General features: G+C 37.8%; 17 protein-coding genes and 2 pseudogenes. 6 read left to right on the top strand and 13 right to left on the bottom strand.

Annotation, left to right across the window (positions count from 1 at the left end):
• Nucleotides 1-514: 514 nt before the first annotated feature.
• Entirely contained in the window at nucleotides 515-5947 is a 5433-nt protein-coding gene (locus NSS70_RS06045) for a lamin tail domain-containing protein (protein WP_340881075.1), read from the bottom strand.
• Nucleotides 5948-6118: 171 nt separating this feature from the next.
• Between NSS70_RS06045 and NSS70_RS06040 the strand changes: the two genes are divergently transcribed.
• Nucleotides 6119-7174 carry a lactonase family protein gene (locus tag NSS70_RS06040; RefSeq protein ID WP_066251560.1) on the top strand — a complete coding sequence of 352 codons (1056 nt, stop codon included), beginning with the start codon at nucleotides 6119-6121 and terminating at the stop codon, nucleotides 7172-7174.
• 1351 nt (nucleotides 7175-8525) lie between these two features.
• On the opposite strand, the gene NSS70_RS06035 is transcribed toward NSS70_RS06040, so the two are convergent.
• From NSS70_RS06035 to asnB, 4 genes are all read right to left on the bottom strand, one after another.
• Complete coding sequence (locus NSS70_RS06035) at nucleotides 8526-8969, bottom strand: DUF1284 domain-containing protein (protein WP_130158619.1); 444 nt, start codon at nucleotides 8967-8969, stop codon at nucleotides 8526-8528.
• Between the two features lie 472 nt (nucleotides 8970-9441).
• Nucleotides 9442-10872, bottom strand: coding sequence for an alpha-amylase family glycosyl hydrolase (locus tag NSS70_RS06030; protein WP_339211142.1), 1431 nt, complete (start codon nucleotides 10870-10872; stop codon nucleotides 9442-9444).
• A 66-nt stretch (nucleotides 10873-10938) separates the two neighbouring features.
• Entirely contained in the window at nucleotides 10939-11076 is a 138-nt protein-coding gene (locus NSS70_RS06025) for a hypothetical protein (RefSeq protein ID WP_340855421.1), read from the bottom strand.
• Nucleotides 11077-11671: 595 nt separating this feature from the next.
• Nucleotides 11672-13516 (bottom strand): asparagine synthase (glutamine-hydrolyzing), encoded by a 1845-nt coding sequence (asnB, locus tag NSS70_RS06020; RefSeq protein ID WP_339199108.1) that lies wholly within the window; start codon nucleotides 13514-13516, stop codon nucleotides 11672-11674.
• 137 nt (nucleotides 13517-13653) lie between these two features.
• Between asnB and NSS70_RS06015 the strand changes: the two genes are divergently transcribed.
• A complete protein-coding gene (locus tag NSS70_RS06015; RefSeq protein WP_066250595.1) occupies nucleotides 13654-14187 on the top strand; it encodes a DUF2777 family protein in 534 nt (177 codons plus the stop codon).
• A gap of 441 nt (nucleotides 14188-14628) precedes the next feature.
• On the opposite strand, the gene NSS70_RS06010 is transcribed toward NSS70_RS06015, so the two are convergent.
• From NSS70_RS06010 to NSS70_RS06000, 3 genes and pseudogenes are all read right to left on the bottom strand, one after another.
• A complete protein-coding gene (locus NSS70_RS06010; protein WP_087960047.1) occupies nucleotides 14629-15990 on the bottom strand; it encodes an IS4 family transposase in 1362 nt (453 codons plus the stop codon).
• A 118-nt stretch (nucleotides 15991-16108) separates the two neighbouring features.
• Entirely contained in the window at nucleotides 16109-16702 is a 594-nt protein-coding gene (locus NSS70_RS06005; RefSeq protein ID WP_340881074.1) for a hypothetical protein, read from the bottom strand.
• Nucleotides 16695-17033 (bottom strand): annotated as a pseudogene (locus NSS70_RS06000) (ATP-binding cassette domain-containing protein); the annotation flags it as partial. The pseudogene NSS70_RS06000 and the gene NSS70_RS06005, both read right to left, overlap by 8 nt.
• 141 nt (nucleotides 17034-17174) lie before the next feature.
• On the opposite strand from NSS70_RS06000, the gene NSS70_RS05995 reads away from it, so the two are divergent.
• Nucleotides 17175-18290, top strand: a complete 1116-nt coding sequence (locus tag NSS70_RS05995) for an IS4 family transposase (RefSeq protein WP_339193538.1) — start codon at nucleotides 17175-17177, stop codon at nucleotides 18288-18290.
• A 133-nt stretch (nucleotides 18291-18423) separates the two neighbouring features.
• Here NSS70_RS05995 and NSS70_RS05990 read toward each other — a convergent pair.
• The 3 genes and pseudogenes from NSS70_RS05990 to NSS70_RS05985 all read right to left on the bottom strand — a co-directional run.
• A pseudogene (locus NSS70_RS05990) lies at nucleotides 18424-18735 on the bottom strand (ATP-binding cassette domain-containing protein); the annotation flags it as partial.
• Between the two features lie 14 nt (nucleotides 18736-18749).
• On the bottom strand, nucleotides 18750-19424 hold the full coding sequence (locus NSS70_RS20790; protein WP_445290597.1) for a DUF2705 family protein: 675 nt from the start codon (nucleotides 19422-19424) through the stop codon (nucleotides 18750-18752).
• A gap of 221 nt (nucleotides 19425-19645) precedes the next feature.
• On the bottom strand, nucleotides 19646-21019 hold the full coding sequence (locus tag NSS70_RS05985) for an IS1380-like element ISGsp2 family transposase (RefSeq protein WP_339195758.1): 1374 nt from the start codon (nucleotides 21017-21019) through the stop codon (nucleotides 19646-19648).
• 279 nt (nucleotides 21020-21298) lie between these two features.
• Here NSS70_RS05985 and tnpA point away from each other — a divergent pair, with 279 nt between their 5' ends.
• The 3 genes from tnpA (at nucleotide 21299) to tnpC (ending at nucleotide 23608) form a co-directional block, all read left to right on the top strand.
• A complete protein-coding gene (gene tnpA, locus NSS70_RS05980; RefSeq protein WP_003352856.1) occupies nucleotides 21299-21619 on the top strand; it encodes an IS66 family insertion sequence element accessory protein TnpA in 321 nt (106 codons plus the stop codon).
• Complete coding sequence (gene tnpB / locus NSS70_RS05975; RefSeq protein ID WP_003352857.1) at nucleotides 21613-21969, top strand: IS66 family insertion sequence element accessory protein TnpB; 357 nt, start codon at nucleotides 21613-21615, stop codon at nucleotides 21967-21969. Before tnpA ends, tnpB begins: the two co-directional genes overlap by 7 nt.
• 61 nt (nucleotides 21970-22030) lie before the next feature.
• Nucleotides 22031-23608 carry an IS66 family transposase gene (tnpC, locus tag NSS70_RS05970; protein ID WP_094245431.1) on the top strand — a complete coding sequence of 526 codons (1578 nt, stop codon included), beginning with the start codon at nucleotides 22031-22033 and terminating at the stop codon, nucleotides 23606-23608.
• A 329-nt stretch (nucleotides 23609-23937) separates the two neighbouring features.
• On the opposite strand, the gene NSS70_RS05965 is transcribed toward tnpC, so the two are convergent.
• Nucleotides 23938-24807, bottom strand: a complete 870-nt coding sequence (locus NSS70_RS05965) for a DMT family transporter (RefSeq protein ID WP_340881073.1) — start codon at nucleotides 24805-24807, stop codon at nucleotides 23938-23940.
• Nucleotides 24808-24932: 125 nt separating this feature from the next.
• On the bottom strand, nucleotides 24933-26339 hold the full coding sequence (locus NSS70_RS05960; RefSeq protein ID WP_340881072.1) for an isochorismate synthase: 1407 nt from the start codon (nucleotides 26337-26339) through the stop codon (nucleotides 24933-24935).
• Nucleotides 26340-26614 lie beyond the last annotated feature (275 nt).

Raw genomic sequence — 26614 nt, 5'->3', positions numbered from 1 at the left:
GAATAATGGAAAAATCTATTTTCTTTGTAAACTCTAAACTTCACTTTCATTCTTTTGAATATTATATATAATTTTCCAATTCATTGGTAATTTTATCAATACTTTTTTCTTTTTGTCAATTTTAATTTCCGATCATTTACAAACTTTATAGAAATTGTTTTTTCATAATAGATATAGAAGAAGTTTTCAAATGGTCATTTTTTAATGGAAAAAATCATAGGACGGCTGACTATTCAGGCAAGAGACCCAAAGTTTGCCGCCCGCTTCCATCAGAATCCGTGTCACCACGGACACCCCTTGCGTTAAGCTAAATGCTGCTTCTGCCTTCGCAGCTCGGGACTTTCACCCTAGAGATTACACCCATGTCGGGCGCACCAAGAAACGGGCTGTCCAGAAAGTCAAAATCCATTGAAAACGAAACATCATAAACATTGATATATCAGCGTTTCTAAAACATTAAAGGGGCGTCTATAAGCCGGAAAATCGACTTATTAGACAGCCCCGTTGGCCTATTTTATTTGTAAATAGCTTTGCGGTGACGAATCTTCAGCATCATTCCCATTGCTATCAGCAGCATGCCTATCAGCAGCCAGCGATACACGTACGTTGCTGTATCCGGAAGTGATGCCGAAGCTTGATTCTCACTCACCTGTTCAAATTTCGTTCCATCCGTAGTTCCATCCGTACCAGAAGGATTATTTGTGCCGCCTGATCCGCTACCGTTGTTTCCATTATGATTTTCGTTTTCAGGATGATCTTCGTTACCCGAATGATCTTGATCTTTTTCTTGGCCGCCGCTTTCGGAAGGTGTTTTATCGGCTTGACCACCTTTATCCCTGTTGTCTTTTTCCGGATCATTTCCGCCTTCTCCCGGATCAGCCGGATTTGGAACAATTTCACCTTCTTTCGTTTGGAAAGACCAAATCGATGAGCGCGTTTTACCGCCAAATTGATCTTCCGCTTCCGTGTACCAATAATACACTTGGTTTGGCTCTAAATCATGCCACATGACAGAGGCCACTTCGCCACTCGGAACGTTTTCGACTTTGCCGATCAAGCTGTCGGTATAGACGTTGACAACAAAAGAATCTGTTGCTACTTTTTTCTCTTGCGGTTGTAAATCGGTTTCAATGATAAATTCATCTTTTCCTGGATACTGTTCCGGATCGTAAAAGTTGTAGTCGTCTAAATAAGGCGAATATGTTTTTACATAAATTTGATTCGTATCTGTATTGAAGTGCAGCAAACGGATATAGCCCTGGCCGCCCTCAGGACCGCCTTGATAATCAGCAAGTATTTGATATACTTTTCGGTCAGGAGCTCCATCTCCGTTATCATCAATCTCATCGACTAATGTCTCGCTGTCATGATAATGTCCGCATAATACCGCCATCACATTTTTATTTGGTTTAACAACTTTTTCAAAAATTTGATTTCCAATCGGGCTGCGGTTTCCGCTGACTAGTAAATATTCATGGAATGCTAAAATTGCTTTCCGATCGGGATACTTTTCAAGCACCGAATTCACCCAGTCCAAATCTTCATCCGAAACGCCCCAGCCCATATACACCATAATATAATCATTACCGTTCGCCGAAATTAAATCATAATGACCGCGGTTATTTTTATAAGAACCTCCATAATAGTCACGACCTGCAAACCGATTTTCGCCGAAATATTGATAATAATTGTTGTAGTTTCCGTCTTTATGGCCAACATCATGATTGCCGGCTAGAACTCCATATCTGATTCCTGCATCATCTAGCACTTTCATGGCTTGATCGGCCACTGCCCATTGATTGTGATCATCTGCTTCATCGACTAGATCACCTGTATGAAATACATACTGAATATTGAGATTATCTTTTTGATCTCGAATCCATTCGACTTGCTTTTGATAAATGTGTGGATAGCTTTCCGAATAATATTGCGTATCGCTCATCCATACAAACGTATAATCATAATCTATAGTTTGCGCGATTTGGTCTTGAACGATCACGCTCACCTTTTGGTTTTTCACATAGTCTTTCGCAATTACGCTCCCTTTCAATTGAAATCTTTCTTCACCGGCAGTTTGTGAAGCAACTTCCTTCCATTTATTTTCTATATTGTTCCAGGCATACATCGTCACTTTTCGTCCTGGCAATGAAGAACCGTTCCAAATAAGTTCTATTTCATCATTTTCATCAACTTTTTGATCAACGGTAACGTTGAAGCGATGATACGGAAACTGCTCAGTTGATGTTGTTGCAAGCGCCTCGCCATCTGCGTTTTCCAACTTCCTGCGTTCATCTTTCGAAAGAACTTTTTCGCCTTCAACTTGAAATCCAGCAGGCGGTTCTGTATCAGATGCATTTTGCAAAATATCTACATGTTCTTCATCTGATGCTTTATACTGAAAAGCTTGAAAGAAAGATACATCAAGATCGTCCATTGTCGGATCCGCCACTCTTACGGACAATTTAGCACTTAAAGCATCCTCATCTGTTTCGAAAAAATCAGGAAAGAGCGGATGTTCGTCCACTGTATAGAAAGTGACTTCGCTTTTTCCTTCATTGCCTGCCTCATCAATAGCTGTAATGACAAGTTGATGTTTGCCTGATTGAAGCTGTGCTGACGAAGCTGCAAATGGAAGATCGATATATTGATCATCTAATTTGGCAGTGATCGATCTAATTTTACTCCATTTATCTTGAATTTCAGCATCAATCACGAAAGATCCTTTATATTTTTTTCCTTCCTCAATTGTTGGTTTGATGATTGGCTTTGAGTTATCGACAATAACCGTCGATGTCACTTCATTCCCTTTTTGATCTACTGCTTTCACTTCATGCTCGCCGTCTTCTTCATTTACGCTGTTCCACAAGTAGCCGAGGGATGTAAATTTTTCATCCGGAATATCGAACGTAAATTCGACAACCGGGCTTAATCCGGCACTGTCGCCGACGGAAATCTCCTGTTCGGGATCTTGATGCTCGCTGCTGTATAGCGTCGTGCCGTCAGATAAAACTAAGCGCACATTTTTCACATAAAAATCATCACGGTTTTCTTCAGATGTTTCATCAAACGGACTGACCTTTGTGCCTGCCCTAATCGCAATTGATAAATCTTCCCCGATTTTCAGCCTTTCCGGCGAAACCGGAACCGTAATTGTTGTATATTGATTAATGGTGTCATCGAAAATCCGCAAAATGTCATTACCGATCGTCACACCGTTTTGAAAATAAAGATTCGTTTTACGAACATCAAAGGCAAAATAAACGTCTGATTCAATCGTGCGGAAAGTATTTGTTTGTTTTGCTCCATCAATATATAAGGAAACCTCCTCAGGTGTAAGATCGCCTGTTGCCTTCACAACGGTTTCTTTTGAAACAATTTGTCCATTTTCTACATTTAACCGCAATCCCTGCTTCTTATTTGCATTTCCAATTTGAACGGTAAACTTAGGAGACTCCTTGATATTCACTCCATCGCCAGCGACAAAGTAATACTCAACTATATTTTTCCCAATTAATTCAGGCGAATAAATCGTATGTTCATATAATCTCGAATTATAGTTTTCTTCTAAATTCACTTTTTTAAATGGTTCTTGTAGTTTTGTCCGGTAGTATAAAGAAACGGTTTTGACTTCGATATTATCTTTTACTTCCGCTTTGATGAAAATATTATCCGTTTCCATAGCTTTTTCAGTATTTGTTAAATTTTCAATAGTTGGCGCCATTGAATCGGCTGGAACAGTTACTTTCACTTTCGGAGTTTGTCCGTCTTTTACCGATCCGGGTGTAGCCGCTTCAACGCCGGCACTAATTTTTTGCATTATATTGCTTCCATCCGCAGGATATTTGTACAAAATCCCTTTGTCCTCTTTAGTATCATCAATATTTACCTGATCATTATAATGAGCAACGGAAATTTCTTTTCCGCTGTTTGTGGCAATTACTAATGATCTCGCACTACTGTTGGCCATTCCGTTATTATAAATTTTCACAATGTTTTTGTTCTCTTCTAACGAAACACCATAATGTTTATTAAAATCTTCAACAGCCAACGATGCATTCCCTTGATTGATGATCCAAAATACAAGCGTCCCACCTGAAGGAATTTGCAGTGATTGATCATCATTAGGAGGTCCCCAAATAAGATCGGATTCTGCACCTTCCTGCGGATATCGATATCGGATTTTATAGTCTTTAAAATCAATAGTCTGATTAGTATTATTATAAATTTCAACAAATTCATAACCGTCCAACCCATTTATATTGGCGCTGTCCGGAACTACTTTAGTAATAAGAAGTTTTGGGACTTTTTGATAATCAATATTGGGAGCTTTAAGTTGAACATGGTATTCCTCTGTTTTGACCGTGTTTGTTCCATCTGATGCCTCTATGTAATATAGGAGTTCGCTTCCCCACATGTCTGCACTGGGAATCGCCGCCCTATATTCATTTTGATTTCCGTTTTCAGTCATTTGAAGGGATTTGTATGCTCCATTTTCCGTCAATTTATAAAATAATGTGACATAACGGACTTTTTTATTATCAGTAACTGTAGCTTTTACAATTAATGGTTCCTCGCTTTCCCATTCTGCTATTGGCTGATGTGTAATGACAGGAGCTTCTTTGTCATCAGGCTCTTCAATGGCGACAGGTGTCTTCGGCACTTGCCCTTCGATGAATGCACCTGGATTAGCTTTTTCACTTAAGCCAATTTTTTTCATTTTCGTCTCTTCCGTAAATTGATAAATGATCCCTTTATCTCTTTCAACATCATCAGCTCCATCATTATATGCTGCTGCAGATACTAATGAACCATCCTTTGAATAAACAGCTAATGTCCGGATGCCGCTGTTAGCCATTCCTTCAAATGGCAAGGCTTGGACTTCGCTTTCTTTCAAATCCGTTCCGTAAAATTGATTAAAATCTTCCAATCTTAAAGATTGATTAGAACTATTTTTCACCCAGAGAATGAAAGTTTTTTGCGGAGCTATTACTTGATTGTCCGAAAATTGAAAAACTTGATCGGCTTTTGCTGTACCCGGATATTGATAATGAAGTTCATAATTTCGCAATTCAATCGGCTTGTTGGTATTGTTGTAAAGCTCAATAAATTCATATCCGTCAGCACTTCCGACATTTGACGTGTCTGGAGCCAGTTCGGTGATTAAGATTTTCGGAACTTTTTGATAATCCGGTTCCGCATCTTGTTGAATAGCTACTGAAAAGGTTTCAGAAGAATTTATTGGAAGTCTTGTTGTTTCTGTCTCATTTTTCCCTTCAAACCAATAAGAAAAAGTATAAGACCATAAGTCGCTTTCTGGTACAGTTGCCGTAAAGGTTGTATCATTTATTTTCTCCATTTTCATGCTTTTCACAAGCATACCTGGAGCTGTACGATAAAACAATGTCAACTCTGCAAGGTCTTTTCCTTCCGCATCAATTTTAAGCGGCCGGCCTTTTTGAATGACTGTCGGTGGCTGATGGATGATTTCCAATGGCTGAACCGATTGTTGTTCAAGCTGGGGTTTAGTTAATGAATTGGCTTCTGGTTCTTGTTTTGAAGTTTCGGGAACTGTATCAGTATCTTGCTGTTCTGGTTTTTGCTGCTTTTGTTCACTTTCATTAACCGGAAAAGATGGATGATCCCCTCCTTTTGCAGGTTCTTTCACTTCTTCATTTGCTGCATCAGGCTGTCTTTCATCACTTTTGTCCTGTTGAACTTCGTTTTGCTGAGAGTTGTTTTCTTCAACATTTGGCTCGCTGTCATTTTGATGAAGCGGTTGTTCTTGATTTGGTTTATCCGTTGATTTCGTTTGTTCCTCCATCTGCTGCTCGGCGTCTCCTGCAACTGTTGCTGTTGCATACGTATGTATCGGTGTTAACACGGAAACAAGAACAAGCAAAACAGCGGAAGCTCCAGCCAGCATAGAGCGTCTCTTTCTTTTTCTCAAATAAAACTCCTCCCTAAAATTTTCTAACCTCAATTATTGTAATATCGAAATATTTAGTTGATTTTAATTATTTGTAAATTTTTGTCTAATTTTCGTTCATTTTAAAATAGAAAAATAGGAGAATTTCCATGATATAATTCTAGAAAAGTATATTTGAAAGGAGCATGTTTCGTGGCAAATCCATTCATCGGTTATATCGGTACATATACGAAAGGTGAAAGCAAAGGCATTTACAAATTTACTTTGGACACTGAGAAAAAAGAGCTTAGTGAAGCTAAAGTAGCAGCAGAGCTTGACAATCCGACATATGTCGCGATTTCCAAAGACAATCAAAATTTATATTCGGTTGTTAAAGACGGAAATTCAGGGGGGCTTGCTGTTTTTTCCATTGACGAACAAACAGGCGATCTGCAAAGCATCAACCAACAAGTGACGGAAGGACCTTCTCCGTGCCACGTCAGCGTCAACAAAGCAAACCATTTCGTCGTCACCGCTAATTACCATCGCGGAACGATCGAGGCTTACTTGCTGAATGAAGACAAAAGCGCAAATCCAGCGGCAAGCGTTGCAGAACATACAGGTTCAGGCCCTAATCTTGAAAGGCAAGAAAAACCGCACGCTCACTATTCGGGGTTTACACCAGATGAAAAATATGTTGTAGCTGTTGATTTAGGAATTGACCAAATTATTACCTACTCTTGTGATCAAGGTGTTTTAAAGAAGGTGAGCAGCCTTTCTGTTAAACCTGGAAGCGGCCCTCGCCATATCGTCTTTCATCCAAACGGAAAATTCGCTTACGTGATGACGGAATTAAGCAATGAAGTGATCGTTCTTTCTTATAATGCAGATGAAGGAAGCTTTCAAGAGCTGCAATACATCCCAGCAATTCCGGAAGATTTTGCAGAAAACAGCCAAGGCAGCGCCATTCACATTTCTTCCGACGGCAAGTTCGTTTATGCTGCTAACCGCGGCCATGACAGCATTGCTGTTTTCAAGGTAGAAAATGATGGGGGCAAGCTTGAATTTGTTGAATGGACAAGCACCGGTGGCCATTGGCCTAGAGACTTTGTCCTCGATCCGACAGAAAGATTTGTGATCGCCACAAACCAAGAATCAAGCAACGCCGTCTTATTTGAACGCGATCCTGAAACCGGCAAATTGACACGCTTGCCATCAGAAATTTCCGTGCCTGATCCGGTTTGCGTGAAATTTCTTCATCAAGGCTAAAAAAATGTCTTTGCAATCTATTTTCACCTTTACGAATCGAGTAGGAGGGAGCGATTAACTCCCGTCCTCTCACACCACCGTACGTACGGTTCCGTATACGGCGGTTCAATTAAGATAATTGACGCAAGTCTTTATAACTTCCGTGAATAGCTGTTCTCTTTATGCCAGTGGTCACTCCACCCTCCAAGAGATCTCCCACGGGATTCACCGCTTCCTCCCTCAAGTGAGGTACTACGTTTTCTGTGTTCATCATGACTCACTGAATGCCAAGGGCTATTCTCTCTTAATTGTTCGGTCCTTCTTAGTTGTTCTAGACCAACTAATACTATGACCTCTGCTGACTTCTGACTGTTCAGCTATCTATCACTAGATAGGTTACCAAGGTTACTTGGCGTGCCAGCCAGACCTCCCCGGGTAAGAGTGTAATCTTTCCTTCCATCCATCTGCTTCATTTACTCTGTATCACCTTCGGCAGAAAGGGCTTTGTTTTGTCTTGCAAACTCACCCAGTGATACCTAGCCTCATATGAAGTTCGTGTTCCTCAGACCGGAAGTTTGCCGCTCGCTTCCTTCAGATTCCGCGTCACCACGGACACCCTTGCGTTAAGCTAACTGCTACTTCTGCCTTCGCAGCTCGGGACTTTCACCCTATAGATTACACCCATGCCGGGCGCACAAAGAAGGCTCATCTTGTTTTAAAACAAGACGAGCCTTTCAAATTTTTATAAAACTGGCACCTTCCATCAGACTTTTAATTTAGGAGCCTATTGGTGTTGGTCAACTTCGATCACAGTGCGAATCCCTAGTGAAAGAGTATAAAAACGGTGAAGTGCTGCTCAATCCGTTTGCCTCCAACTTATTAATTCAAATCTTATCGTCGTCCGATACAGAGCGTTTCAAACAATCTAGTTTTCCTCCAACTTATTAATCCAATTCCCGAACTCGAAAGAAAAATCGTCATGGAAGCACCCTTCTTTTAAGCTGACCGCTTATGATCCATAGGACAACAAATGTTGCAAACCTTTATGACATCTTCATTCATGATTCCTATAGAAAAGAAACAGAAACAGCTTTCTACAAAGCTTGCAGTATTATAGTGAAGAAGTATAGCCTCCGTGTTTAAAATTAGAATAGCCGAATTGTCGCTCGGCTATTTCCACGAAGAGGTTATTTCCTGCTTAACAGGGGCAAAATCTCAACATGGTTTCGCTAATACTTGGATTATGTAAAAGATGACGAAGACGAAAAAGAGTACAAAATTTCAACAAGATTGCGCCAATATGCACCAATAATTTTGAAAAGCCGCAATCAGCTACACTGACAGATTTGGCAGTGACGAAAACTGTAAAAAGCTACTTAGCTTCCTTTTGCGCAATATTCCCGTTACGGACATTGGCGATGCCTTCTTTGCATACACCGTGCGGAAGCCAGGAGCAATTCGCACATAAGTAATCTAAGTCGTCAGGGACTACTTTTTGGGCCGTGAGCCCCAATAATTCCGATTTTAAGTAAATCCCATTTTCTTCAATGCCTAAATGGCGGATTACTTTTTGATCCATGGAAATCACATGCTCATTTGAATTCGGATCCGCTTGGCACGTCGATTCTCCATGGTGCGGACATGCCATGCACGCATCATCAAGTGCAGATACGACTTGAATGGGAAAGTCTTGCTCTTCATCACGAATTTTTGTAACTACTTCCCACATCTTCTCTACAAACGATGGACTATATCCCATTCCGCGAAATCCGTGCACACATAATAAATGATGCCCCCGTAAGCGAAGCGGCTTCATACATTTCTCCTCCCCTTTTTCTATTACTCCCATCTTATGAGAAAAAGCACAAGCCTACAACATAAACGTGAAAAAACATTGCATCCTTTAAAATTAAAATACAAGCGTCACAACGAAAAAGCGAGCAAAAGCTTGTTCCAAATTCACAAGCTATTGATAAGAAGCCCTCTTTCCTAATCGGTTATCCATTGATCAATATTGTTTTACCCACTTTAAATGGAGTCGCTCCTTTTTCAGCGTCTTGATATGAGGAAGGGGCTTTTTTGCGTTCAAAAAGGAAGAATTAGGATTCTTTTCCAACATCTCAATATGAAAAGGAAGATGTGATAGGCGAACTTTCCGCCCCGAAGCTTTCAGTTGAAAAATTCCTGTTTAAAGCCTATGTGTACATAGAAGCAGCTTCAAAATGGCAAATCAAGACGAGTTTGTCCTTTTTTTGCACCTTTAAGGGATCAGCTTTTTATTTTGCATTTTACGACGGCTGTTTTCCCTTCCCTTTTTTATATGCGGCATATAAGAAAAGGATAAACAAAACTGGGACTCCGACCAAAATGGAAATAAAAGGGATGCTCGCGCCTTTTTGTTCGTCCAGTTTAAAAATCTCCGCTGTTTCCCGCTCCAAAGTGATCGTGTATCCGTCCTTTGAACTTTTTATGCTTCCCCCTTTTAAATACCCTCTCAATTCGTGATTATCCGGCAAATATCGAAATCCGATCGTTACGCTTTTTGTTTGCGATGTGTTGTTAATGGCAATAATGGATGTTTCATCACCGCTTTTTAATTGATAAACGAGCATGCCGTCCTTTTCATACAACAAATGATATTGCCCTGTTCGGAGAGAAGGCAGGATTTTGCGAATGTCGGCTAAATTTGTTATGTACTCGACTATTTCGGTGCTCGTGCGAAAATCCATCATCCGATAATTGACTGCTCCATTTCCGCCATCCAATGCAATCTCCGTCCCGTAATAAACAAATGGAACAGCCGGTAAAGTATATAAATACGTCAAGGCAAGTTTTAATCTTGTCACTGGAAACGCTTCATTCTCAACAGCTTTTCTTGTAAAACGAACGATATCCTCGTCATCTAAAAACGAAACGACAGGCAGATTGGATTGCGTAAACCCGTCCAATCCTGAAAGCGGTTCATCCACATTCGAAAATGATTTTTGCGCATTTTTCGCAAAATAGGTATTCATCACGGCATCGATTCCACTGTTTTGATATGTATTCGGATCACCCCCGCCAATATCTGCCACTAAAACGAAATCTTTTTTGACAGACTTAACTTCTTCAGCCATTTTTTTTAAAAATTGAGGTTCAGTTCGATTCGCGTCAATCAACCGATACCCGTCAATATCACTTTGTTTGATCCACCATTTAGCGACATCGATTATAAATGCTTGAACGTCGGGGCGAGAAACATCGAATGTCGTACTTCCTTCAACAAACCATTCTTTTTTAGCTGGATCAGACAGCCAAGGGTGGTTCGGTCCTGTTTCGAAAACAAAATCTATCATGACCTTTAGATCACGTTTATGTGCTTCCTTTGTCAGCTGTTTTAAATCCTGCATTGTTCCAAAATGCTCGTCCACTTTTTTAAAGTCTTTCACCCATTTCCCATGAAAGCCGTTTGCCTCATTTTGAAATATTGGTGATAATGAAACGATTGTAAAGCCCATTCCTTTTATGTAATCCAGCTTTTTGATCACCCCTTGCAAGTCACCCCCAAGAAAATGTTCAAGACCGCCCTTTCTTTCGCCGTCATTGGCCGTCGTTCCATTGTAAAAGCGGTCAACTGCTACGTGATAAATTGACTCATCCTGCAAGTTTACAGCGCTAGCAGTCGCTGAAAAACAAAAAAGCAATGAAACACACAAAATGAAGATCAATCCTTTTTTCACTCGTCAAAATCCTCCTTATGTCAGCAAAATCCATGCTTGTCGCTCAATTCATCTAAGTTCGCCGCTTCAACTCTTCCGCAAAATCGGCAAGCGGTGTTGCATCTGTTTTGGTTTGCTGTCAATCTTCTCATCGAATGTATGTAATGTTTGATGGGATTTATCCCCTTTTCCGATGAGTTTTTCTTTATAAGCCTCGCGAATCACTCGCTGGCTTATCCCCGTTTCATTTGAAAGAGCCTTTATTCCTTCCATGCTAACTGAAAAATAAGTTTACATGTTTGAAATCATTGCGTTACCTACATCATTTTGCCTGGATTGCGCCACGATCAAACAGTTCGTCAACGTATTCAAAAAGTTAGGTCAGTTAATTTTTCATTCATGATCTTCTTGAACTATTCTCTTACAACATGAACCGTACCAGGCCAAATTCGGATCATATGTAAGCTTCTCTCCCTGCTTGATTCCTAGACATTAGAAAATTTTTTGAAAACGTTCATCATTTTCATAAAAATCTTTTTTCTACCGATGAATCATTCAGTTTCTACAAAATGTATATATATCTCTCCCCTCCCGCTCCCCTTGCAGATCATTTTTGAATTTCATTATAAAAAACATTATAACATGCTGAACATGTTTGTCCTTCTTTATTATAAAAAGCAAGGGGGTGTCTAATAAGTCGTTTTTACGGCTTATTGACGCCCCTATTAATGTGTTAGAAACGTTGATATATCGGTGTTTATGATTTTTTGTTTTCAAGGCGATTTGACTTTCTAAGACAGCCTCATTTTCCCTAAATTCATCAAATGATATTAATCCGGTACTTTTCAAACCAAATGTGAATTTGCCAAAGATAGGCTAACAGCTGCGGTCCCGTCATCAGCTGTCCGTACCATGGGCGTTGAAAAGATCCACCGTCTGTCTCTACTAATTTATTTAATGCATTCCCATCGAAAAGCTCGTGCAATATGGAGTCTTTCATGGCCAATACGTTTTCAAGCTGTTCTTTTACAAGCTTCGTATATTTCGGATGATGTGTTTTCGGATACGGGCTTTTTTTCCTGTAGACAACCTCCTTCGGCAAAAGATCTTCTAAGCTTTTCCGTAATAGGCCTTTTTCCCGATCGCCATATCGTTTCCATTCCCACGGAATATTCCAGACGTATTCGACAAGCCGGTGATCTGCAAACGGAACGCGCACTTCAAGCGATGCCCCCATGCTCATGCGATCCTTTCGGTCAAGCAATGTTGTCATAAACCATATCATATTTAAGTAAAAAAGCTCCCGCCTTTTTCTTTCCGTTTCAGGTTCTCCATCTAAAACAGGTGTTTCTTCAATCGTTTTTTCATATTGCCTTAAAGCATATTCTTTTATATTCAGCTTTTTTTGCCAATCGTTCCGGAGCAGCTTGATCCGCTCATCTAATGAACGAATCCACGGAAATCCTTCTCTTGCCAATTCCTCAGGACGATAAAACCACGGATATCCGCCGAAAATTTCGTCCGCACATTCTCCCGACAAGCTCACGACAAAGTCCTTATTAATTTGCCGGCAAAACCAAAGAAGTGAAGAATCGACGTCCGCCATCCCCGGAAGATCACGGACTTCAACTGCTTCCTGCAAATATGAGACAAGCTCTTCCTGTGTCATGATACATTCGTGATGAATGGTTTGAAAAGATTCCTTCATTAAATGAATCCAGTAGGCATCAGCATTCGGCTGAAACTCGCTTTGTTGAAAATACTCAGAATTCCCTTCGTAATCAATTGAATAAGTATGAAGATGCCCCTTTCCTTCCTTTTCAAATGTCCTGGCGGCAATCGCTGTAATGGCGCTCGAATCCAATCCTCCCGATAAAAACGTGCATAGCGGAACATCGCTGACAAGCTGTCTTGTGACGGCATCTATTAGTAATTCACGCACTTTTTCGACCGTTTCTTCAAAAGAATCCTCATGCGGATGGCTTTTAACGTTCCAATACCTCCATATTTTTAAGCCATCTCGATTAAAACTTAGGGCATGGGCGGGTCTAAGCTCTTCGATTCCTTTAAAAACGCCTGAACCGGGAGATCTCGACGGCCCCAGCGCCATAATTTCTTGCAGCCCTTCCTGATCGAGCAAAGCATCGACTTCAGGGTTGGCTAAAAGGGCTTTTATTTCAGAAGCGAACAGAAAATTACCGTTGTTTTCATAAAAAAAGAGCGGTTTAACGCCAAGACGGTCGCGTGCTATAAATAATTTTTCATCTGCTGAATCCCAAACGGCAAAAGCATAAATTCCGTTTAAATGGTGCACACATTCTTCTTTCCACTCCATGTATGAAGCTAAAAGAACTTCCGTATCTGAGTGGCCGCGAAACGTATAGCCTTTTTTCAATAATTCTTTGCGAATATCTTCCGTATTGTATAGCTCGCCGTTATAACAAATCGTGTAGGAATTATCTTCTTTTTGTTTTGTCATCGGCTGTCGACCGCATTCCGGGTCAATGACAACAAGTCTTTTATGCCCGAACAATACGTGCTTCTTTCCCCAAATATTTGTATCATCAGGCCCTCTTTTGCTTAACGTATCAATCATGTCTTCCATTATTTCAGTATTTTGGAAAAGTGATTGTTGAAAATTTACCCAGCCAGCAATTCCACACATATGCTTATCACCCCACTATCTATAACATGAAAGATGTAGCTATTGTATGCAAAAAAAGTTCAATGTTACCTGCCCATTTGTATAAAAAGAAAGCATTTTGTCTAAAACAATCAATAAAAAGTATTGAGGTGTTCATATTGTTTTCGGACGTAAAAAATGACCTTCTCCATAAACAAAAAAGGAGTTTTCGGACTGCAACCGTTGAAATGCTTCAAGCAAAACCGATTTTGATCGATGATGAAGATGATGAACAGATTTCTCTTGATGATTTAAACGATCAGCACATTGAACTTTTGAAAAACGGCCGATGGGTTGATATTGGACATAATAAGGAAGAATACTTGCGGTCAGGCGGAAAAATTCGAATCAAGAAGACATTCCCCTATGCATTTCATTGTTTTTTAAATGAATTGGATGATGAAAGCTTTATAATGTTTGTACACCATTTAAATGCTTTATCCTTTTCCGTTTATGACATCATCTACTGCCACAATCAATTGTTGTATCACCATGGAAACAAACCGATGAAAGGCGCTTCTGTTTTTATATTTGATAATACGGATTCTCTTTGTGCGGTTCAGCATTTTTTCCATCGGGGAGACAAACAAAAAGACCTGTTTGAATTCACTGTAAGCACAGGGGAACGAAGCTTTGTCAGCTCTATTTCATAACTGCAATTCAAGGAAAAAAGGATTTAGTTAAAAAGTACTTTTAAGACAGTCGGAGTAATGAAAGCTTTGCAATTGATAGGGGGAGTGCAGATGTTTTTGGCATTTGAAAATGGATGAAAAGACAAACAAAGATATTTAATAATTTGTTTCATACATCTTGTCGCTTGACATAAAGCCTCTGCGGGCATGCTTCTGGCAAAAGGGGCAAGTTGCAGAGTTTTTCCAGGTATACAAGCCTTTCCTACCCGCTGCTCCATGTAAAGCTGAGAGAAATAGTATACGAGCTTCATTGCCAGTAACAGACTAGCATCAAACGAAATACAGTAGAAGGAGTTTATAGTTGGTGTGTCTCTATTACAATTTAAGATTTTCATTTATAATGGTTTTAAATTAATTACGATGCTATCAGATTCAAAAAATAAACATTTATTAATTTCTAACTCAACTTTCGCACACAGAAATATTTAAGCATTGCTTGATATAATTAGGTATAGTGGCCAACCATTTATTCATTTGATTTTTAAAGATGTCCATGTTCAAAGAAACCTCGGCTTCCGCCAAAGTTTGGAAAAGGTCAATAAGTGATTGAAGGGCAGTAATAAAATCTATGTCTTTTACATCTTCGCAAAGGATGTAAAAAAGGTTGCCAATCGTCTTAGGATCCTCCTCTTTTCGCATTTGCCAAGCAATGAGAATATATCGTGTAAAAACAATGGTTGTATGGCTAATTAACATGTCGTAGGAACGTCCCTGGAATTCTTTCTCTAAATTTAAAAGGGATTTATTGCATTTGAAGAAGACTTCAATGTCCCAACGCATGCCGTAAATACGAATGATCTCTTCATTTTCTAATGTTGTATCTGTGCTGAGAATGGCAAGCCATTCGCTCCGTTTATTACGGTTTCGTACAAATAGAATTTTTACTGGAATTCCATTGTCTAAAGTAGCATAAACGGATCCGCGAATGTCTTTTTTACCCATGTGAGGTTTTGCCAATTTGTAAAGTTGATTCAGTGTGAAACGTTCACCATTGTAAACGTATCGCTGCTTTAATTGCTTCACCAAGCCAATGACAAATAACCCTTTGTTCGTAATCTTCTCAATTAAAGGCGCTTGTGTAAACCAGGAATCCATGAGAACATAGTCAGCTATAATCCCTTTTTCAAGCGCATGATCAAGTAAAGCTGAAGCCACGTCCGGTTTTGATTTCAGAGCTTCCTGGCGACGCTTATAGCCAGATGTTCGTTTATCAATATTGGTATTGATTTCTTGCAGGCGATTTTCCTTTTTCGGTGAACTTAGAAGAGCAAAATCAACGGGAATAAAAGTAAAACTATCGGTCCAGCCAAGGGTAAGCATTTGAAACCCTTTCAAGTACTGATGGGTAGAGTGATCAAAAACCTTAGCCAACAGTTCAACCGACTTACTACGGTTTCTTGAAAAGACAGAATCATCAATCACAAAAGCTGTGACACGATCTTTTGAAGTTAATGGTTGAAGCAGACGGATCATTTCACTGCTTAATGAAAGCAGAAACTTTCTCCAATGATAGGTTGGTGTATTTAAAAAGCGATAGACTGTATCCTTTCCGGGCAGATCCTGAGATCGTTTACTCATAAAAGCACGAAACCAGTTCTTATATTGGAAGACTAAAAGAAAAATCAGTTTGAAAACAGTAAGACAAGAATACCCGGAAAGTTTCGTAATATTCGCTTTTCTTAAATGATATCCAATATTTAATTCGGAAAATCCTTGTTTAATTTCTTTTGGTAATTGCGCAAAGTAGTCTTTATTCGTTATCATAGTGGTGACACCTTTCTTTTGGATTTGGTTTCGTCACCAATATTTTACCAAAAGAATAGGTGTCTTTCTTTATGTTTTAAAAAATGTCAAATGATAATTTTGTACTTCCCAAAACCATTTACATCAAGCATTTAAACAAGATTTTGGACTGCGAAAGCTGAGTTTCTAATATATCACCTTTTTTAGGAACGATTTTATAATTTTTCTTATCTTCGAAATCGTACGTATTAAGAACTTCCCTATTAGATGATAAGATTTGAACAAATGGTTTTTCTTTCTCTGTTTTTCCGGCATAACTTAATATATATTCTCCCTCGGGTAACTGTAATCCTATTTTATAAAATCCTGAATGATGAATTTCATATTGTCCTGCTTTACTCATCTTTATTGTTTCAAAGTTTGCAGGAGAAAGTCTCACTTTCCCTTTTCCTTCTAACCCAATATGTTCTCCATTAGTCAACTCAACACCTAATATTTTATCTTTTGCGGATAATTCTTTTTGCATAAATTTAATTTTCCCATTTATTACTTCTATATCATAAATCCCTTGATTCATATCTTCTCCTACAATATATTCTCCGCTTTTTAAAGTCATTTCCTTTGGTTCTACTTCTTTATAACGATTTATGAAATCAGTAATATAAGGATAAGCGATAATGAACGAACATATCACTACTATAAAAATGAAAATAGTAAATTTAAATTTATTCATAAACTAAGTTCCCCTCATTCATCTTCAAACTAAAATCACATAAGGGTTCAATATCCTCTTTAAGATGGCTAGCAATTATTATAATCGCTCCTCTTTTCTTTTCTTCTAAAAGCAGGTCTTGGATTAATTCTACTCCTTTATCATCAAGCGCATTGGTAGGTTCATCCAAAAGGAGAATATCAGGCTTTTCAAATATCGCCTGTGCAATATTAAGTCTTTGCTTCATTCCTAAAGAATATTTTTTTACTTTTAGCTTAGAAAATGGATCTAATCCGACTTTTTTTATAGCTTCTTCAATATCATGTTTTGTGGCAACTTTTTTTATTTTTGATCACTAGCATTGCAGTAATTAAATCTGATGATTCAAAATACTAAGAATGTTCAATTTTTTATTGATTTCGAAACAAAAAAATCCTTTACAATGGAAGTACAGGTGGTTCCTGTCCAAATCCAATCGTAAAGGATAACTGTTATGGACAAGAATACACTAATTTCATCATTTGGTAAATGGGTTTCACCCATAAATATTCAAAAACTTAGCGAACAAGTCAAAGAATTGAAACAGGACTATTACACAAAAAAGCTGACAACAGAAGCCTATATTAAACTTTTATTGGTAGCCCAGCTGCTCGAATTTAAGAGCTTAGAGGAAATGAGTGATGCACTTGTAGACGAAGATCTTCAAAAAGCACTCGGATTTGAATCGATAAGTGCCTCTCAGCTATCCCGAAAAAACAATCAGATCAACCCACTAATTCTTGCAAATTTGTTCTTGGATCTTGTTTGGAAAATTCAACGGTACCATTATCAAAACGGAAAGAATATGCCACTGAAAATCATTGATTCAAGTACACTCCCGTTGAATTTGACCCATTATAAATGGGCAAAATTCCGTAAAACAAAAGCTGGTGTAAAGCTACACTTACGGCTCGTTTTCATGGATAAAGACACCGTCTATCCTGAAAAAGCAGTGATTACGACAGCAAAAGAACATGACCGAAATCAACTCGAAGTCCTAGTGGATGATCAAGAAGCCATGTATGTGTTTGACCGCGGTTATGTGGACTATGAACGTTTTGATCGGATGACAGATGATGGCTATTTCTTCGTTTCAAGACTGAAGAAAAACGCAGTCATTCGTGAAGTCTATACATTTTCACTTCCTGATGATTGTCACGTTCTATCCGATAAAATGGTCTACATTGGTACCACACAAAATCGTACTGAAAATGTCTTTCGTCTACTAGAAGTTATGGACACAAAAGGGAACTTACTTCGTTTCATCACCAACCGATTTGATTTAAAACCAGAAGAGATAAGTGATATTTACCGATCTCGCTGGGCTATTGAACTCTTTTTCAAATGGCTCAAGCAACACGTAGAAATTAAGCACTTTTATGGAATGAGTGAAACAGCTATTCAAAATCAAATTTTCTTAGCCCTGATCACGTATTGCTTACATGTTCTCATTCAATTGGAGATGAAAAGTAAGAAATCCCTACTTCGAATTACTCGTTGGTTAAAGAGAGCTCTGTGGAAACCAGCTTATGTTTGGTTGCGAAAATTTGATGGGCGAGCCAGTCCATAATCTCCCTTTTGTCGTTGTCGCTCTGGTTTAACTGTATATATTTACCAAATGGGCAGTGCCACCTTTCTTTAGGTTTTGTCTTTTTGGCACAAATTCACAAAAGCTAATTAACAGAAAATTCTAACTATATTTATGCAATGCTAATGATTTTTGATAAAATAAAAAGATTTGTGTACGCATCATACTGTGGCAATAACTCCATATTTTCTATAATGATCCCAACGCTTTGGGGGAAGGATATATCTTTATGTAATACTTGATTATTAATTATAACCTCACCTTCAGTAGGAATAACTAATCCAGCTAAAGTACGAAGTAACATGGTTTTACCGGATCCGTTTTTACCAAAGAGTCCGTAAACCTGTCCCGGTTTAAAAGTATAAGAAACATTTTTTAACACATATGTGTTTTTTATTTTTTTACTTACATTCTGAACTTGAAGCATTTTTCACCCTCACTTTATAGTAAATCCATCTTTTTGATTTTATAAATAGATAGAAACATGATAGGGATTTGCATTATAAGCAGAATAGGCAAACCCGTAAAATAATCAATTGTATGTTTTGGAAACTCAGGTATTTGACTTAGTCCGTTCTTAAAACCCATCCCATAATTCGGTAAAAACAAGTATTGTAAAAGCTTGGACGAACCATATAGTTGATTTGACATTAAAACAGATGCAACTATATATATATTCATAATCAGATGAGAAATTTTTGGGTTTATATACAGTTCCAACAAAAGTTGAATGCTAAATAATGTTTGTAAGGTTAGTAAATAGATAGAGAGAGATTTTATAAAATTCGTTATAGAAAACGTCGATGTACCTAATTCAAAGAACGTACAAATAACTATTTGGAACATAGTAAAAAACAGAAGAACGATGAACATATACAAATACTGTTTGATTATCCACTTGGATTTGCAATAGGTTCTTACAAAAAAAGCTATACCATGGATTCTTGTAAAATCGCTAAAATATCCAGAAAAATAAAAACTCATACTAATAATTGGGAGATACCAATTTAGTAAATATCTATACTCTAATGCCTGCGAAGAAGTTATAGGAACACCATCTAAAAAAGGAAAATTAGTGTTAAGAAGGTCAAACCCACTTATCAAAATTTCCTGCATGAGGATAACTAATAACCTGAATCCGTGATGAATTGAAATCGACTTTGATTTTGTTGTAATTTTGATGGATTGATAATCCATAAACCCCTTTTATGCTTATGACCTATGTCATCTCTATTTCCGAAAATGGAACAAATCTCTGTTTTAGGTATACGAACCAAAAAAATAGACAAAAAAGCCCAGGGAGTGACGTTGGACATCAGTGATCGAACATTCGTTCGTTATCTTACCTCTCTCCATTTCTGATAGACGTTCAGTAGGGGCTCGCTATAGCCACTCCTTCGCGTCAGTTTCATCCAGATCTGTCGTGATCGACGGACGAGTCGCCCTGCCATCGTGATCACCGTCTGAATAATCGTCTTGATGCGGCGGCGTTTCACTTTGTGGTGCAACGGATGTCTCGGATCGCTTAATAGATCTTGTCCAATCAGACGAAGAAGATTGTAAACGAAGGCTCCCATGACCAACACGAGCGCATTCGTTTTCATCTTCCCAGATGGAAGCCGCTCTAAATCTAAGTCGCTCTTCAGTTCGCTATGAAACTGTTCGCATGTCGCATGGTCATGATACAACGCGAGCACATCGCTCATTCGAACATGCTCGTATCCTTTGAGCCGCACCCAATAGCTTTCCACTTCATAATCAGGAACGAGCATCAGCTGTCCATTGCGTTCCATCGTCCGTTCCGTCACTTGGGTGACTTGAACGTACGTATACGTGTTTCCATCGATCGCTGCCTTCTGTGGAAGGCATAGCTCATAGGTTTGTACTCCTTCGCTTTGTCCATCATCGACACGTTTGCCCTTTTGCGAAGCGATCTGGAACCAAAGCGCTTTCGATTCTCGGCGTAAGTTTCGCTTGATGACAAAGTCCACGTCTTCCTTTAGGCATACGTGCACATTCGCTTCTGCATCGTTTCCTGCATCCATGCGAACAAGCAGACGAGATGAAGTCAGTTGACGAGCTCGACGGATAGCGGTGACTAAAAACGAGGGCATGTTGTCTTGCACATGTTGTTTCCCTGGACGCAACTCGGCATGAACGAGATACCCTTCCTTCCCTGCATACGCAAACAACGGTGTAAAACCGTCAAATCCTTTATACGTTCGACTGACTCCTTCTTTTTTCGTATCGGAGTTGTCAAATGGGGAACCATCTATATCAAGGGGAAGCCATGTCGTCTTTCCTTTGGTCCAACAAGGGGACAAAGTGGCATGTCGTTGAATCAACAGACGTATGGACTCCTCCCAAAGAATCGTTTCGGTCATCGGAAGACAAGCGAGCTGATCGAGTCGTTGTCGCAAGGTTGGAGAGGAAGGCACGTGCTGAATCCCCATCGATGCCGAAAAGATATCGTCCTGACGATACGCTTCGATATGATCGAAATCCGTTTTTCCTGTGGCAAGCAAGCCAATCATCGAGCGAATGACATCGCTATGGGAAATGTGCACTTCTCGACGAACCGTTGGAAGCCGAAGTGCGTTTACCCGTTTATCCAGTTTCGTTCGATGGAGTAAGTAGCCAACGAGAGCAAGCCCAGCACTTGGGGTAATCGCTTCATCTGTCAATACAAACCGAATCGGGAAATCTTTCATCACATCACCTACTTGATGAAGAATCGTCAACGTCGTTTTCCCTTATCGTATCAACGGTTTGCGACCATTGTAAAGATGTTTTGTCACGGATTCAGGTAATAATACAAAAATGAAAAATTTTTTATTTATGATCATTGAATAAAGTCCTTTCTTTTATACACAAAGGAGCCAATTAAGTAAAAGAACACAACGATGGTAAGCGTCAAATCTTGCACACCTTCTTGGTGTGCTAATTTCATGAGATAATCTCCTCAAGATGAAATTGAAGGAGGTTTTTTTATGCCTAAGAATCCTGAATTACGAAAGGTTTGGGAACAACGAATCGCTGACTATCGTAAAAGCGGTCAAACTCAAGTAAACTGGTGCAAGGAAAATCAATGGAGTATTCACCAGTTTAAATACTGGTTAAGAAAAATTGAAAATCCAATAAAAAATCAAGGAAAGTCTACAAAATGGGCATCCGTTACCCTAGAAGATCATTCACAAACAGTTGAAAATTCATTACGGATTGAAATTAGTGGGATTTCAATTGAAGTAAAACCTGGTTTCGATCCGGCCTTTCTTTCAGAAGTGGTTAGGACGTTGAAATCAACATGTTAGTTGGTACAAGAGCTGAACGAGTTTACTTGGCAAAAGGAAGTACTGATTTGAGAAAATCCATTGATGGATTAGCTGCTTTGGTGAAAGAGGGATTTGATTTAGATCCCTTTTCATCAAGCTATTTTGTGTTCTGTAATCGAAAGCGAGATAAATTAAAAATTCTTCACTGGGACTATAATGGTTTTTGGCTTTATTATCGTCGATTGGAAAAAGGAAAATTTCAATGGCCAAATGAAAATGACACTGGAACGATACAAATTAGTTATCGGCAATTACGCTGGTTATTGGATGGTCTTGCAATGGAGCAAAAGAAAGCACACCCAGAAGTAAAGGCTAGAACAGTTATATGAATTTTTTACTTTTAACAAAAACCTTGGAGGAAAATAGCTAAAACCGTCGAATTATTACTACATGATGAAAAATTTAAAGAATCCTAACCAAAACCCATTTGAATTAATTGAAAAACTTCAACAGCAAATCGTTGAATTGACGGCGAAATTACAATGGTATGAAGAACAGTATCGTCTTAGTCAAAAACGAAAATTTGGCTCTTCAAGCGAAAAAACAAATCCTAATCAATTAGAACTACCTTTATTCAATGAAGCAGAGGTAGAGTCTAATGTAAAAGCCGAAGAGCCAACTGTTGAAACAATTACATATCGTCGTAAAAAGAAACGTGGTCAACGTCAAGCTACGTTTGAAAACCTGCCTATGGAAACGATTGAATATCGTTTACCCGAAGAAGAGCAGGTCTGTTCGTGTTGCGGTGAAAAAACACACGAAATGAGCACAGAAGTACGACAAGAATTAGTGATTATTCCGGCTCAAGTCAAAGTTTTAAAACACGTTCGATATGTCTATGGATGCCGTCATTGTGAGCGTAATGAAATAGAGACACCAATCGTTACAGCACCTGCCCCAAAATCTGTGTATCCAAAAAGTTTAGCTTCACCGTCAAGCATGGCATATATTATGAATCAAAAATATGTAGAGGGGCTACCTCTATATCGCCAAGAACAACAGTTCAAACGATTAGGTGTGATCTTATCCAGGCAAACCATGGCCAATTGGATGCTTTATGGTGCCGAAAAATGGCTTGCGCCAATTTATCAACGAATGAAAGAGCATCTCCTCTCTAAAGACATTCTACATGCGGATGAAACAACTGTTCAGGTTTTACATGAACCTGGAAGGTCAAGCACATCGAAATCTTACATGTGGCTTTATCGGACTGGAAGAGAGGATCCACCACTTGTCCTTTATGACTATCAGGAAACTAGAGCAGGAGAACATGCCAAAGAATTCCTAAAAGGGTTTAAAGGATACCTGCATGTCGATGGATATGCAGGATACCATAAGGTATCCGGCGTAACATTAGTTGGATGTTGGGCTCATGCCCGCAGAAAGTTCGATGAGGCTTTAAACGTACTTCCTGAATCCAAACGTCATTCAGCAGTCACAGCTCGGGAAGGACTCAATTTCTGTAATCAGCTATTTGCCATCGAGCGTGATTTGAAAGAATGTACACCAGAAGAACGATATAAAAAACGACTTAAACACAGCCAACCATTGTTGGAGGCTTTTTCAGCATGGCTAAAAACAGAGAAAAGCAATGTTTTACCAAAGAGTCTATTAGGTCAAGCCATTACATACTGCCTCAACCAATGGGAAAAACTCGTGGCATTTTTAGAGGATGGACGATTAGAAATCGATAATAATCGAAGTGAACGATCCATTAAACCATTTGTGATCGGAAGGAAGAACTGGATTTTTAGCAATACTCCGAAAGGAGCTAAGGCCAGCTCAATCATTTACAGTATTGTGGAGACAGCAAAAGAGAATAAATTAAATCCATTTTATTATCTTCGCTACTTATTTGAAAGGCTTCCCAATATGGATATAAGCAATATGGATGAGCTTGATCAACTACTTCCTTGGTCCAAAACAATTCCTTTGAATTGTCGGGTTTTTAATAACTTATCACAATAATAGTATTTAATCCCTATCATTAAAAGGTGGGGATTATTTTACGCTTACCAACGATGAGCAATTGTCTGAAATATGTAATTAATAAATCTGCAACCGTCCATTTTTTCTCTAACATTTTAGTATATATCACCAAATCCTTTAACGGACCCCATGTCTGGTTCATTATTAATTTTTCAAAAAAGAATAAACTACCTATTAAGAAAATCGCTTACGTTCTTTTGATGATAGCTCAAAAAATGTGCGTAATAGAGTAAATAAATAATGGCTTTTCCGACGATTTAGTTTCGGATAATAAATTAAGAGACAAACAATATATATATCCTAAGTTTCTACGAGACCTTTTTTAAGTTTTCACGTGCTGTTGATTTATATTTAATAATTATAAAACCTCCTAAAAATATAAATATTGTTCCTATAATTTGATAAATATCAGGAGTTGATCCTAAAAAAGCCCACGAAAAGACAAACCCAAATACAATTGAACTATACATTAGAATAGAAACTATATTAGGATGTAAGAATTTTAATACATAGGACATACATTGTTGAGAAGCTACGCCCGTTAATGCTATACCAAACAATAAACAAATTGACTTAAAATTAAGAGGATTAAATCCAGCTATAATTAAATAAATAAAAGAAACACTAGTTGAGAAAAGGAAAAAGTAAAACACTATACTAAAACTGCTTTCAGTTTGTCTTAAAAACCTAATAGTGACATTTGAGGCTGCTGAAAAAACTGCTGAAAGTAATGCCAAAATAGATGGCCAACTTAAATAATTATCTGTGTTAGGATTAGCGATTATATATACACCTATAAAACCAATTACTGTCCCAATTATTATAGTTCTGGAAATCTTCTCTTTAAAAAATATAAGTAGTATTATCGGTATAAAAAAGGGATAAGTTGAATTTAATGCTAAAGCATTTTCTACTGGTAAATACTTTAGCGATATAGAGTAAAGAGTAAACATCAAAAAACCAAATATTCCCCTCAGCAAATGAACTAAAGGCTTTTTGGTTCTTAACGTAGGTTTACCACTTATATAGTAAAAAGGGATTAACATAATTAACGCTGAAAAAAATCTAAAAAATGTTATAGTAGAGTCATTAACGTAATTTGAAGCTGACTGAATAAGAAAACTCATTAAAGAATAACAAAAAGCTGCCAAAAACGTAATTAATATATACATATACATATTCTCTTCTCCTTACAAATTTTGGCAATATCTATAAGTCGATGGTATTTAAAACCAGAAGAATTATAAGGAATATCTAAACGGGGTTTTGATTTAGCATTATTAAGAATACACCCATGGATCTTTTACTTGTATGTATGATTCTTTGTAATAGATCCAGATATTGCGTTTAACATTGGTTGAAATTTTATTCTAGTCTCTTCATATTCCATTAGTGGGTTAGATTGGTCAACAATTCCACAGCCAGCAAATAGATAACCCTCGTTTTTCTTTAAGCATCCGGATCTTATTGCAACTATAAACTCACCGTCGTTATCTAAGTTCACCCACCCTAAGGGTCCTCCGTACCAACCTCTATCTATCTTCTCAAAGTATCTTATTAATTCTCTAGCTTCATTAGTTGGTGTTCCATTTAAAGCAGGAGTAGGATGAAGAATTTCGACTATCTCTAATAAACTAATATAAGACTTTAGTTTTCCTTTAATAGGGGTATAAAGGTGAACAAGATTAGTATTAGTCAATAGTTGAGGTCGTTCTGCTATCTCTATAGTCTCCAATAAAGGCTCTAAACTACTTTTTATCATATCCACCACATATTTATGTTCTTTTATATTTTTACTGTCATTTAATAATTCCTTTTTAATACTTATGTCTTCGCGAAGATTGTTACCTCTCTTAGCTGCCCCAGCCACACATGCAGACATAACATAATTTCCTGTCTTTTTTACTAATCTTTCTGGTGAAGCTCCTATAAAGCAAATATCTTTATATTCAAGAGCATATATATATGTTTGTGGTTCATTATGTATAAGGTTATTAATTATTAAAGGAATACAGAATCCTTTTTTATTTTCCAATTTTAAACTTCTTGCCATTACTACTTTATTGGATTTACCGGTTTTAATATTCTTTATTACTTCTTCAACAGATTTAATCCACTCTTCTTTTCCGATCTCTTCTATTATCAGATCCTTATTTTTTATATTGTCCATTACGAAATATTTAGATTTAGTAGTTATCTCATTTATAAATTTAATACTACATAAGATATCTCTATAATCGGTCAAAGGAGTAATAATTAAATTTATTGTCACCCAATAAAATTTTCCTTTCTTTGTAAACAGATATTTAGGTAAAACACAAAGCGATTTAGGTATACCTTCCCATATATGTTTACTCTGTTTTACATCATCAAAGGAAAAAACGGTAAAAAAAACGGGCCCCGTTTCTGATTCCTTGTTATTAGTTATCGATCTTTCCCTAAAACTGGATAATTGCTTGTCTATAAATGCATAATTATTATGTTGTAAGATGAATTTATAGGCTCGTTCTATCCCAACTTGTTGTACATCTTGACTAGACCAGAAAAGGCGAGATCCTTTATATTCGTGAGCATTGCTATAGACACTTACAAGATCAATTTCGGGAATTTCAAAAGTATAAGAAAGTAATATTTCCCTATTTTCTCTTATAGATTTTTTTTTGCTTTCATTGAAAAGGTCTACAATACTAGTGTTATGAGTATCTAGCATCTGTTTTCACTTCCTCCTAATTATTAGATAAAAGGAGAAAATACATTTTATGGGATAATAATAAAGCAGAACTGATATACTTAGTATTATTTTTTTGAAATTTTGGGGAATTCAAATAAAATAATAAGTTATTCCCTAAATTAAATATATGGGTTTTACATTATTTTTTAATGGGGTTAAAATTTTAAATAGATATTTATTTTTCTATATGATATATTTGAGTTAGGATATTTAGAAATTAATTCCAGTGCAGTTATTAGTATTAAGTTTTAGTT

This window comes from Aeribacillus sp. FSL K6-2848 (assembly GCF_038004325.1).
GTDB classification, from domain to species: domain Bacteria; phylum Bacillota; class Bacilli; order Bacillales; family Aeribacillaceae; genus Aeribacillus; species Aeribacillus composti.
The sequence above is the reverse complement of the archived record's forward strand: the minus strand, read 5'-3'. Positions and strand labels throughout refer to the sequence as shown.